The sequence below is a fragment of the Thermoflavimicrobium dichotomicum genome, assembly GCF_900114055.1.
GTDB lineage: Bacteria > Bacillota > Bacilli > Thermoactinomycetales > Thermoactinomycetaceae > Thermoflavimicrobium > Thermoflavimicrobium dichotomicum.
In genome coordinates this window covers 1-11,951 of record NZ_FORR01000016.1, presented here as the reverse complement: position 1 = coordinate 11,951, position 11,951 = coordinate 1, and the positions used below count along the sequence as shown (strand labels likewise).

The window sequence follows — 11,951 nt, the reverse complement described above, 5'->3', positions numbered from 1 at the left end:
CTGTGGCAACAGTGAAATTGGTTCCGCATGATATATCTTACGCAAACCGCATGTTTCAGTTGGTTTCCGCTCCACAGGTGAAGGATGCCCTTGGGATAAGAGACGAATCCGTTGAAGATACTAAGAAATTTATCAATTGGATCATTGAAGAGGAAAAGAAGGGAAAGCAAGTTTCTAGGGTAATTCTGAACGAAAATGACGAACTCATCGGTGTGACCACACTCATGCACATCAATCACGAAAAGAAACGATGTCATATTGGAACTTGGATTGGTCATGATTATTGGGGAATGGGATACAACCAAGCATCGAAAATTGCAATTCTTAGGATTGCTTTTGAAGACTTAGGGATGGAACACGTTTTTGCAGGTGCAAGAAAGGTGAATATTCGTTCCCAGAAAGCACAGGAGAAACTACCCTTCATTCGCCTCAATGTTGAATCTTTATTTCCTGATGAACATGAGTTTTTAGAGAAAAAGGAAAAACAACCGTGTGTTTTACACGCATTCTTTAGGGAAGATTTCGAGAAATATATTAGCTCAATCAAAAAGTATAAGTTATGAAGTAGACAGAAGGGGACGGTTCTAAACCGTCCTTGTGTGTCATTTTACAAAATTATTTTTTAGTACGCCGATTTATGACGGATTAGGCGCGGGGCTACGTGGCCGGGGCCCTGGGGGGTGTAGGATGGAAGAAAATAACGGGCTTGTTTGATTTTCCGCTTATAAAAATGACGTAGAACTTGAGTTATACGACGGATTGAGTTATCAACGAGGCAAATAAACGGCAAGAAAAGGCATGACAACGGTGGAAAAAACCGTCGTACAACTTTATGGACCGATGGGGTCGCTGTAAGGTAATAGGAGTATCAGGATCAACGGTAGATGTGTTATTGCAAAGATTCTAGTCATGAAAAGGGATAAAATCATAACAAATGTGATGCGTACCTTTAGCAAACTAAAAAGAGAAGGATTAATGATAAGCTCTCGTCTTCTTTGTTTGCACAATAGGATGAAGGGGAGTGACAATTGGATGCTCCTAGAACAGATTGTGGAAACAAAAACTGGCTCCTTGGATGAGAAACCAGCTGAACCAAGATTTGTAGACTTCACATAACCTTCTGGAGTTTGAGCCGATCGCATCTAAATGAATACAATGCATACATAATAAACCGAGTCCTAGAAACAGAACTTTTTGTTTGCACTTTTGATGAATAAGAGTGATGGAAATTATCGTCGAAAATGAACTCTATGACAAAACGGTAGAAAGCCAAAAAAAGGTAACGAGCCTGGGCCTTGAGACCAAGTCGTTGCCTTTTGTTTATTCCAAAAATGGATTCAATGATACTATTATTGCATTTCTAAACCCTTGGCAAGACCCGCTTGGGCGTTACTGTTCTAATTCCAAAATGGATTCAATGATACTCTCCGCCATTCCTGGTTTCTGAGAGTTTTTGTCCCTGAAACCCCTTGATTTTTCGTAATCCATAAACCTCTAAAGTGGTCAAAATCAGGGGGGGTTTATGGAAAATCCCAAATAACTAGCCAAATTATTTATTTTATTATTATAACATTCGCGAGCCCATCTGTCAAAAAACATAATCTTTTACGTCTTTTCATCCAATTTATCCCTGTAAGTTCACTGGATTATATGGAACTTATTGATATAAAAAGAAATAATTGTATCCAATTTTCCATGAACCTATACCTAACCATAAGAAGTTCTAAACTCAACCCAAAATATATGTATAATCTTTCAAATTTTGTGGTAACAAATCATATAAAACTTATAAGAAAGTTGAGGGATCTTTATAAATACACAACCACTCTTTATTACTCAACCTATTTCCCTGGTTAAAAGTGAAGGGACGCTCGCTATTCAAACAGAGCAAGAACAGAAGCGATTTCCTATTGAACAAATTGAATCAATCTATGTCCTGGCATCTATTACCTGCACAACCAAATTACTTGAACTTGCTAGCCGATATGGGATTCCGATTCACTTCTTTCATTACTACGGTTTTTATATTGGCAGTTTCTTTCCAGATCAAACTCCCCCTGAACAAAGTGAAATCGTAGTCGAACAAGTACTTTCTTATTGCAATGCACAGAAAAGACTCTTTCTTGCCAAAGAATTCGTACTTGGTGCCCAAACGAATATGCTTAGAAACATTACTCAACTCACTAATAAAATAACGAATAAACTAGATCTCTCTCAAATACAAGAAAAGAAAAAAGAACTTAACCTTTTACGTTCAAAGCTCTCTACAATATGCAATCTTTCCCAATTGCTTGGATGTGAAGGTAGATTTCGATTGACTTATTATCAAATATTAGATGAGTTTATGAAAAGGGACTTTCCTGAATTCCTTATACAAAAACGAACACGTCGCCCACCGAAAAATCCAATGAATTCTCTTCTTTCTTATTTAAATTCCCTGCTATATGTCACCATCATTGAACAATTAAGACAAACACCTCTTCATCCAACCATTAGTTATTTACATAGCACGAAAGTTAAACGGCTAAGCCTCGCTCTTGACATTAGCGAGATTTTTAAACCCGTGATCGTTGATCGACTTATCCTTCGAATGATCACTTTACGCATGTTAGATCACACCTGTTTCGAAGAAAGAGACAAAGGATGCTTTCTTACAACCATCGGGAAACAAAAGGTGATAAAAGAATACCAAAGAAAATTGAACTCTACTTTCTTCCATCGCCAAAAAAATAAAATATTCTCCTATCTCCAGCTTATTCGTCATGAATGTACGAAATTAGTTCAGCATTTTAGTCAACAAAAATCCTATCAAAGCTTTCGTATATGGTGGTAATGATGTTTGTCATCGGTGTATATGATGTCCACACTGATCGTGTTACCCAAATAAAAAAGATCTTTCAAAAATATCTTTTCCGTGTGCAGCGCTCTACGTTTGAAGGAAACCTATCCAAACATCAATTGGAAAAACTGCAACATGACTTACAGCAGATCCTTCATCCGAAGTATGATCAAGTCAGATTATATATCACCGCAGATGAAAACGATCTACATACTGAAGTTCTAGGATATAAGAACGAGCAGGATTTTGATCCTTTCATTTTTTAAACTTAAGAAAAACAAAGGCAACGACGTGTCAAAGACACAGGCCGTTGCCTTTGTTTATTCGCAATTGATTCAAATCGTAGTCAGTGTTCTTCAATGAAATCTGGGGTCAAAGTCCTAATTCCAAAATGGATTCAATGATACCCTGCCTGTTGAATGGCACGTGTTGCCCCTTTGGCGAACTTTGTTTATGTTCTAATTCCAAAATGGATTCAATGATACCCTCCGCCATTCCTGGTTTCTGAGAGTTTTTGTCCCCGAAACCCCTTGATTTTTCGTGATCCACAAACCTCTGGAGTGGTCAAAATCACGGGGGGTTCATGGAAAATCGGGAACATCTAACCCAATCATTTATTTTTTTATTATATCATTTGCGACCCCATCTGTCAAAAAACATAATTTTTTGTGTCTATTCATCCAATTTACGCCTGTAAGTTCTTTGGATTATATGGAATTTATTGATATAAAAAGAAATAATTGCATCCGATTTTCCATAAACCTCTGACTAACGATCCTCAGCTCAAACCATCTGCTCGGTTAATTTCTTATCTCCATCAGGAGTGAGGTGATCCAATAATACTGCATTGTCTTATAACAAAGGTTCTGCTTTCAAACTTCCCTTTGTTTCCACGATTCCATTTTTCCATACATTTCTTTCACGCAGGTAAACAGGCACGCAAACTTCCACATCCATATCGTATTTTTCCAACAGAGGTAATTGATTGAATATATGTGAACCTTGCAAGACTTGAACTACCAGCCTGTAATCAACTTCTATCTTTTTTATCTGTTGATATGCTTCATCCATAATATCCTGTTCCATATCGTACACACAATAATGACCTTGGTTGTTTTCCTTAATTCGCCAACAATCTTCTTATAGATGTCTTTCTCTGGTTCCATCCTTGCTCACCTCAATGAAATAAGAACGCTGTTGTCAAATGCAGTCAGCAAATAGTCTATGACCAGGAATTGTCTTGGCAAATCAAGTATACGCAAGAAGGATATGAACAACAATATTTTTTGAAAAAAGAAGAACAGTTGAAAAAAAGTCCATTGCTTACCCAAAAAGACTATAATTAGTGAGAGTCCAGAACGTACTATACGAAAGGATAATCCCTTTGAAATGGTTTACAAACACAATCTTACATCCGGGAGAGAGTTCAAATGAAAGAAGAAGCGAGAAAACAACTAGAGACATTCCTCAGGCGAGTGGAAGAAGGTAAAAATCAATCACAAGGATACATCGCTCGTAATTGGTCTCTAATTTTATGTACGTGGGGTAAGGATTGGACAAGTGACACAACAAATCTTATCGTCTCCTCCCTGTATCATATCGTCAGTCAAGCGATTGATCTCATGGAGCAAGAAAGCGTTCCAATCGCTGAAAGAAAAAAGTTTCTAAACCAGATTCGGCAACTTGCAGATGACATGGAAGAACTAGTAGATGACTGGGAAGAAGAACTCTCATAGAATATGAAAATACAAATTGATTTAAATCATTTCATTTGTAATAAAAGACAATCCAGACCTTCGACACGGTAATAAATTCGTCCTTTCTCCATCCCCAGTAACGGGAAGCCGCCCATCTCCAATACGAACAGCCGAGATATCAATACCAGCTGTTCACGCAAAGAAAAAACAGGTAGGCTGCGATGATTCCTACCTGTTTTTTCTTTTATTTATGAAACATTTTTTATTCCTTTAAAAACAAACTTTACTAAATAATCCCTAATAAAAGTCCTGCCAGCAAGAGTGACTCATCTGAAGTCTTTGATCCATTATTTATTGTTCTTTTCCGTAACGAGTGCGGCAATCTTGTCAAATGCTTTCGATTCATTGGAACTCGATACCATCTGAATACCCATTTCCTGAATGCGCTTGTACGCTTCATCCAGCTTTGCCTGCAACGTGGCAATCGTTTCATTGGCTCTGGCAAGCTGTTCTTTCAGATTGTCACGTTCTGTTTCCAGAATGCGCCGATCTGCTTCCACTTCTCTCTTCAGGGCTGCTTCACGAATCGCAAGTACTTTCTTGATCTCTGCTTCTGCTTTCTTTTCAGCTTCTGCTTTCACTTCTTCCAGTTTTTGCGGGAAGGCAGCTACTTCTGCTTCCAGTTCGTTCATTTTCTGTTCACGTTTTTGGATGGCAACTTCACGTTCATCGAGTGATTTTTTGTATGTATCCAATTCTGCATTTCTTTTTTCCATTTCCAGGTTAAACTCTTTCCGTCTGCTGGCTAATTCATCTTCCAATTTATCATGCGACATTTTTTTATGTCTTTCAAAATTATACTTAAACTCTTCTTCTGCACGCTTTTGACTTTGTGCCAATTTTTCTTTTTGCTCTTTCACCAGTGCCTCATATTCTTCACGTGCTTTTTTCGTTTGAGCTATGATCTCATTCAGTTCAGCGGTGGCTTTTTCTTTGGCTTCAATTAATTCTTTTTCTTGGGCGAGCTTCAGTTCCTGGTGTGCATTGACCAGCCCAGCAAGGGTATGTGCTTCTTTTTCTATGCCAAATAATTCTTTTAGTTCCGCTTCCTTAATCGCAATAGCCTCTTTGACTGTTTTCAGATTATTTTTTTGTTCAGCAATATCCTCACTGATTTTGCTAAGCAGACTGTTTACCGACTTGGACAGGTCTTTTATCTTATCTTCTATATCCACTTCCATGATCTGATTCGCTTTTGTGATCGTTTCCGTCTTCTTTTTAGCGGTCGTTTCAGCAACAGGATCCAGCTTTCCTTTTTCCAGCTCGGCAATCCTTTTCTCTGCCTCACGAAGTGCCTTAAGGATCGTTGCTTTTGTATCTTTCTCGGTGATTTTAGCCATCCTTCTTCCTCCTCTGTGTAAAACCGCTAAAGTGATGTACAAATGCATTATAGAACATATGTTCGATGATTGTCAACCTTTAATTTCGATTTGTAAAAAAAGAATTGCGATTTAGCTAATTAAGGAACGTTTCGTCAAAAAATGGGCGTGTCCCAAAAGTAGAATAAGTTCAACAATAGCAAACCCATATGATAAAATTTTTTTATCTATCATTCTATGAAAGGAGCATATATGAATCAGCATCTACGTCTATTTGATAAAGAAAATCTAACCAATCTCAACTGGAAAGAAATAGAGAATGGAACATTTGCGCAAAGGTATCATACGCCCTTCCTGCAAAAAGGAACACAAACGTTTATCGCCAATGTACAAACCGAACTAATGCTACTACAGGTAGATTCGCTGTTACTTCCCCTCACAGTCAATCAAAAAGAATATGAGAACTCGTATGTGGTTTCTCCTTATACGCATTATGTTACCTATGCCAAAAAAGAACTGGCCGCTTTAAAAAAGTACTGGCTCTCCCTGTTACTTCATCCACTGCTCAGTGGGCTTGATTATTATTTGCGTGCCTGTCAGATCAATCGGGTAGTGATTGTCAACAATTGGCTCGTTTCAACCAATCTCCATCCTGCTTTTACTACACAACAGGTTGAGTGCATAACTTCTTTCCTAACAAAAAGATTTCCTGACCATGCCATTTTATTTCGCTCAGTAAATGAATTCTCTCCAGCTGGGCAAGTAAATATCTTTTTGGAAAATCATTATATCCCCATTCCCAGTCGCCAGGTCTATTTTTATGATCCAGCACAAGAGTCCACCCTAAACAGTAAAACGCGCTGGCTCCTCAAACGGGATAAAAAGTTATTCGAGCAATCTGGCTATCAAGTGGTAGAGGCGGCGAAGATTCCTGAGCAGGCATTACCGCGTTTGATCGAACTGTATAACTTGCTGTACCTGAAAAAATATTCGATCTACAATCCGCAGTTTCAACTGTCTTTTTTAACCCATGCTATCGAACAAAAATTCTTGCATGTCTATGCCTTGCAAAAAGACAAACAGATCGATGGAGTGATTGGTTATTTCATACAAGACCAGACCATGACTACGCCTTTTTTTGGCTATGACATTCATCTACGGCAACAAATCGGTCTATACCGGATGTTATCTTCCCTGCTTGTCCAAAAAGCACATGAACATCAATTATTACTTCATCAAAGCTCTGGGGCCGCCTCTTTTAAGCGTTGTCGAGGAGCATGCGCTGCACTTGAGTATACCATGGCTTATGTCGATCATCTGCCGAAGTTTCGACGGCAAGCCTGGCATGGATTAAGTTCCATCCTGCAAAAACTAGCCGTTCCGATCATTCAGAAATATAAATTGTAAAGAGGAGACGAAAATAGACACTTGCAAGCTCAGAAGTGAGCGGAGAAAACAGCCCATATTCATCTATTACTGGTGTTCATTGCGGACATGGGCATCTAGCCTGATGTGCCCATTTTTTTCTGCATTGCTTGTTCATTTAGCAGTATAGTAGGAACCCCCACTTGCATTCCGAATAAAGCGAAATATAAGAAACCCGTACCACTTTGGTGTGATACGGGTACTTTTTTTGGGACGGACTTTTTTAGTTCTACCCTTTTTTGAGTCATTCCCTCTCTGCTTCATCAAAATAACTGAACTGATCAGGATAGCTTGCAAAAAAGTTAATCATTTCTTGACTGATGTTCCACTGAAAGATCTCTGTAAGTGTCTCGTTTGTAAAGAATGATTGTACAAGCTCTCGGTTTATTTCGAATTGATAATCTACAAATCCTCTATGCCCAAAATTATGAATATTCGCTACCTTGGCGGTATTCTGATAGAAATCCAAGGACCGTAAGGAAATTCGATATCTTCCCTGCTGGCGATACGTAGAGAAATGAATTTCCATATTGGAAAGATCGTAAACAATAGACCATATGGTATCCTGACGTTTGACTGCTTCTAACACCTGAAATGCATCTTCAACCGTTGTCGAAGGCTGATTATTAATGGTTTGAACCATCTTTGATGCACGAAAAAATCGTTCTAGAGAATTGGCTTTGTACTCATCTTCATGAAAGATATATTGGTCCGAGTATTCTAATGATTCAGTATATATACTGTTTGCAAGAACAGGGATAGGTAACCTCTCTTTCGTAAATATAAGAAGCTTTCCATCTAAGTACTCCAGTATAGCCACATCCCCAGAAGGATCACAAACAAAATAGTGAATGTGAGAGGAGTTCTGGCTAACCCGGATGTTATTAGCAGCTTTCAGGACCTCCTCCACAGAACTACAGGTATCTAACATATACTGAATCCACTGAAGTTCATTTATCGCCGGACGATCGTCTACCACAGGATACTTGGTTTCTGGCAAGGTATTTTGTTCCACCACGAGCCCTTTTTCATTAATTCCTCCTACTGGGAACTCCTTCCCTACTTGTGAAAAAGTAAGACTTCCATATTGGGAGGTCCATGTTAGGGGTTTTTCTGGTGGTTGGATAAAGGCGGTTTTCTTTAAACCTCGTAAGTTGGTAAACAGACATCCGTTGTCGTAAAAGATATCATAGTTCCTGCCTACTATTCGTCGCTCTTCGTTTTCAAGGAAAAAAGTAGTACACATTCTTTTTCATCTCTTTTCTAGATAGTTTACGATTCAGTAAGCAACCGCTTCAATCTTTCAATGTTTCCTGATTCCAATTGATCCAAAAAAGTATCAATCACATGATCGATTTGATCGCTTTCCTGATGAAGAATGGAAGCTAAACGACCCAGTCTCACTTGCTTTGCTCGCTCTCTCTCCAGCTTCGTTAACTTTTCCTGGTATGGAATTGGATCTTCCTCTCCCTTTTCAATTACTCTTTTTACCAACAGTGTTTCAATATCTATTTTTGTAATTGGATTTAAAGAACGAGCAAAGTTCCTTTCATCCACAAGGTAGTGAGACTCCAACCCAAAATACTCGCATAGAGCTTTTAATCGTTCTTGTGGAATAGGTCTTCGCTTTTTTATCCAATCGGAAAATTGTTGAGGGGTAATACCAAGCTCTCGACCAATTTGAGAATACGATTTCTTATTGATTAAGACTAAGTACTCCAAAGTGGTTTTAGAATTAAGTATGGTACTTTCGTTCATCTTCGGCCTCCTTTGACATAATTTACATCAATCATAAAAAAAGACATAAATTATGTCAATAGAAATAATGTAATTTCTGTTCGAATATTTTTTCTTTTCTTTATAGATAGATTCACCTTAACTGTTGCAGAACAAGTCTTCTGCGTCACTTTTGGGTTATGATAAGTGAAAGAAAGTAGGAAAAGGCGGGGCTTAAATTGGCTCTTGCAAGCTGTTCTTTAAAGATTGTCACGTTCTGTTCCAGAATACGCCGATCTGCTTCCACTTCTTTCTTAAGAGCCGCCCACAAATCGCAAGTACTTTCTTGATTTCTGCTTCTACATATCGATATTATGAGGAAGTCAGCTTGTATTAAGTTTGTATTACAAACTTGTTTAAAATAATTAGATCATAGATAAACGACAATCCGGACCTTCAACACGGTAAATTCGTCCCTTCGCCATTCCGAGCAAACGAGAAGCCGCCCCATCTCCAATACGAACAGCCAATGTTTCGATATCTTCATTCGAACTGAACAGAATCGGTCGTTGTGTTCGCCACCTTTCATTGATCACGCGATAATACACACTTTGCCTGGATGGTGTAGGATTGGCCTTCCCGATATCATCCCAAATCAACACGGGAACTTGAATCAAACTTTGGATTCGTTCATGAAACAACGGATAATCCGATTGCTTCAACCCCATTACCTCTTCCATCAATGCGACATCAGATACCATGAGTACCGTGTTTCCTCGCTGGATCAACTCTTTCGCGATCGCCACTTGCAGATGCGTTTTTCCCAGACCAAAAGAATTATGTTTTCGCTTCATGATTACCCGCTGTTCTGGCGGAAGTTCATTCATCCTCTCTTCTCCATAGACAGCAACAAATCCCAGACTATTCTCTGTGTTCCTTTTGATCTGTTCAAACTCTCTGACATATTGAGTAGCCGCTTCCCAAAGCGTTCGCTGGAAAGGATATTTCACCTGGTAGTTTTCCAAAGTGGCATGGGCAAATTCTTCTGGAATCATGGCACTCTGAAACCTTTTCTCGATCCTCTTCCTTTCCAAGCAAGCACACACAGCAGCCAATCCCGCTCCATCCCACGATTTCACGATATACCCCAGGTCTTGACATAATGGACAATCAACCACCGTTGCCGAAGATGTGAAATTGGCCGTAGTATCCCTGTGCGACTTCTGTTTCAAAGCTTGAATCCGCTTGGTAATCTCCTCCATCACGAAAGAATTTGTCTTCTTTAATCCTGTAGGCATGCTTTTTCCCCACCTTTTGTGCCTGTTGTTTGGCTTGTTTCCTGGCATACCGATCACGTATGACTGCTTCACAATAAGCAAATGAGCGAATACGATCACGAGCATGTTTCGGTTTAAACACTCGAAAAGCATAGTCAATCCCTTCCAATATGTCATCCAGAGGAATGTTGTCTACTATCAGGCTGGCCATCGATTGGTAATCTGCGGGTGTTGGTATCATTCCCACTCCCCTTTTGGTCAGATACGCTTGTTCAATTTGGCTGACCAGGTCTTTTTCTTCTTCTCTCTTTCTATCTTCTTCTATCTCTATTATTTCTTTTATAGACCGGTCATTTTTGCTCTCTCTCACGATCATTTTTGCGCTATCTTTAGAAAATAGCTCTTCATTCCCTTGAGCAGATGGATCAATTTTTGTCTTTCTATTCAGAATAGATAGGTTATTTATAGTCTTTCTATCCAGATAAGAAAGTTCATTTTTCTCCTCTTCATCGAATCGTGAGCGGTCAAAAATATCCTCTCTTTGTGAAATCTGTTGCTCGACTCCGCCTTGTCTAACCATTGCCAGATTTATATAAATCCTCTCCCCATACGGAGCCCGCTTCATGAAAATGTAGTTATGTTGCTCCAAACGCTTCATGTTTCTTTTCACCGTACTTTCACTGATGCCCAAATCTTCTGCAATTTCAGCGTAACGAATCGGTTGGCCGTTACAAACGATTCCTACAAGGCTTCCACTTTGCTCTACCTCTTGCGTCATCTGGCTGATACACCAAAGCAGTTCCCAGATCGCTGGACCGATTTGTTTTTTATGTGATTTGGTAATGAGAGCGGGATTGAAAACGAACATGGAAATGACCTCCTATATTTTAACGATTATGACTAATATAACCATTTACTTTTCATTCTTGAGTTTTTGTGTTAAGATGAGTGTAAGTAAACGTTCTTTGTATATCCTCGCCCATCTGGCGGGGCTTTTCTTTCTCATGAAGCCACTTGATCATTTGTGGAAAATCCATTCGTTGAATATCGTTTGTTCCAATAGGGACACAGAACACAATCTTTTGGCTTTGGCGATCCCAGTAGCCTGTGAGCCAGAGTTTATACATTGAATCACTTCCCGAAAATATGATTCACATTTCTGACTTTATTATAAATTTCATCATTGATAATTGTCAATTACTAATTAGTAATTTATTTGAGAGGGATTTGTAATGATACAAATTAAACAGCGTCGGCCACGCCTTAAAAAACTCCTGAAACAAATTGATAAAACACAAAAATGGCTTTCAGAGATTACTGGCATTAACGAAGCTACTTTATCACGTTTCGACAGCCAGCGCCGGCACGAATATATGCATCTATTTCTCATAAAGGAAGCTCTAGGTCTAAAATGTATTGATGAATTATATGAAGAAGAGGAATAATTCAATTAAAAAAACGACAAGAGATGTTTAACTCTTGTCGTACTTATTGTTGATTACACTATTATCGCATCGTCCTCCCTTAATGAACCCCGTTTGTCCAGACATTTAAGCAACATTTGAAGTTATAGATTGACGAAACTCTTTAGGGGATAAATATCCCAAAGCAGAATGTG

General features: G+C 38.9%; 13 protein-coding genes. 7 read left to right on the top strand and 6 right to left on the bottom strand.

Annotation, left to right across the window (positions count from 1 at the left end):
- The first annotated feature begins 2 nt into the window (after nucleotides 1-2).
- The 4 genes from BMZ78_RS13835 to cas2 all read left to right on the top strand — a co-directional run bounded on the left by BMZ78_RS13835 (nucleotide 3) and on the right by cas2 (nucleotide 3,105).
- Nucleotides 3-563: a GNAT family N-acetyltransferase gene (locus BMZ78_RS13835; RefSeq protein WP_093231033.1), complete on the top strand. Its 561-nt coding sequence runs from the start codon at nucleotides 3-5 to the stop codon at nucleotides 561-563.
- A 659-nt stretch (nucleotides 564-1,222) separates the two neighbouring features.
- A complete protein-coding gene (locus BMZ78_RS13830) occupies nucleotides 1,223-1,447 on the top strand; it encodes a hypothetical protein (RefSeq protein ID WP_093231032.1) in 225 nt (74 codons plus the stop codon).
- 357 nt (nucleotides 1,448-1,804) lie between these two features.
- The gene (cas1b, locus tag BMZ78_RS13825) at nucleotides 1,805-2,833 is read left to right on the top strand and encodes a type I-B CRISPR-associated endonuclease Cas1b (RefSeq protein ID WP_093231031.1); all 1,029 of its coding nucleotides are present in this window, start codon (nucleotides 1,805-1,807) and stop codon (nucleotides 2,831-2,833) included.
- On the top strand, nucleotides 2,833-3,105 hold the full coding sequence (gene cas2 / locus BMZ78_RS13820) for a CRISPR-associated endonuclease Cas2 (RefSeq protein ID WP_217645012.1): 273 nt from the start codon (nucleotides 2,833-2,835) through the stop codon (nucleotides 3,103-3,105). The genes cas1b and cas2 overlap by 1 nt, the downstream gene beginning before the upstream one ends.
- 586 nt (nucleotides 3,106-3,691) lie before the next feature.
- On the opposite strand, the gene BMZ78_RS13815 is transcribed toward cas2, so the two are convergent.
- Complete coding sequence (locus BMZ78_RS13815; protein ID WP_093231029.1) at nucleotides 3,692-3,925, bottom strand: hypothetical protein; 234 nt, start codon at nucleotides 3,923-3,925, stop codon at nucleotides 3,692-3,694.
- 344 nt (nucleotides 3,926-4,269) lie between these two features.
- On the opposite strand from BMZ78_RS13815, the gene BMZ78_RS13810 reads away from it, so the two are divergent.
- Nucleotides 4,270-4,575 carry a hypothetical protein gene (locus BMZ78_RS13810; protein ID WP_093231028.1) on the top strand — a complete coding sequence of 102 codons (306 nt, stop codon included), beginning with the start codon at nucleotides 4,270-4,272 and terminating at the stop codon, nucleotides 4,573-4,575.
- Nucleotides 4,576-4,883: 308 nt separating this feature from the next.
- On the opposite strand, the gene BMZ78_RS13805 is transcribed toward BMZ78_RS13810, so the two are convergent.
- On the bottom strand, nucleotides 4,884-5,936 hold the full coding sequence (locus BMZ78_RS13805; RefSeq protein ID WP_093231027.1) for a hypothetical protein: 1,053 nt from the start codon (nucleotides 5,934-5,936) through the stop codon (nucleotides 4,884-4,886).
- A gap of 231 nt (nucleotides 5,937-6,167) precedes the next feature.
- On the opposite strand from BMZ78_RS13805, the gene BMZ78_RS13800 reads away from it, so the two are divergent.
- A complete protein-coding gene (locus tag BMZ78_RS13800) occupies nucleotides 6,168-7,322 on the top strand; it encodes a GNAT family N-acetyltransferase (RefSeq protein ID WP_175482487.1) in 1,155 nt (384 codons plus the stop codon).
- Nucleotides 7,323-7,584: 262 nt separating this feature from the next.
- Here BMZ78_RS13800 and BMZ78_RS13795 read toward each other — a convergent pair whose 3' ends face one another.
- From BMZ78_RS13795 to BMZ78_RS13780, 4 genes are all read right to left on the bottom strand, one after another.
- Nucleotides 7,585-8,586 carry a linear amide C-N hydrolase gene (locus BMZ78_RS13795; protein ID WP_093231025.1) on the bottom strand — a complete coding sequence of 334 codons (1,002 nt, stop codon included), beginning with the start codon at nucleotides 8,584-8,586 and terminating at the stop codon, nucleotides 7,585-7,587.
- A 26-nt stretch (nucleotides 8,587-8,612) separates the two neighbouring features.
- Entirely contained in the window at nucleotides 8,613-9,098 is a 486-nt protein-coding gene (locus BMZ78_RS13790) for a helix-turn-helix domain-containing protein (protein ID WP_093231024.1), read from the bottom strand.
- A gap of 383 nt (nucleotides 9,099-9,481) precedes the next feature.
- Nucleotides 9,482-10,195 carry an ATP-binding protein gene (locus BMZ78_RS13785; protein WP_175482486.1) on the bottom strand — a complete coding sequence of 238 codons (714 nt, stop codon included), beginning with the start codon at nucleotides 10,193-10,195 and terminating at the stop codon, nucleotides 9,482-9,484.
- Between the two features lie 31 nt (nucleotides 10,196-10,226).
- Entirely contained in the window at nucleotides 10,227-11,201 is a 975-nt protein-coding gene (locus BMZ78_RS13780; protein ID WP_093231022.1) for a winged helix-turn-helix domain-containing protein, read from the bottom strand.
- A gap of 364 nt (nucleotides 11,202-11,565) precedes the next feature.
- Between BMZ78_RS13780 and BMZ78_RS13770 the strand changes: the two genes are divergently transcribed.
- The gene (locus BMZ78_RS13770; RefSeq protein WP_093231020.1) at nucleotides 11,566-11,778 is read left to right on the top strand and encodes a hypothetical protein; all 213 of its coding nucleotides are present in this window, start codon (nucleotides 11,566-11,568) and stop codon (nucleotides 11,776-11,778) included.
- Nucleotides 11,779-11,951 lie beyond the last annotated feature (173 nt).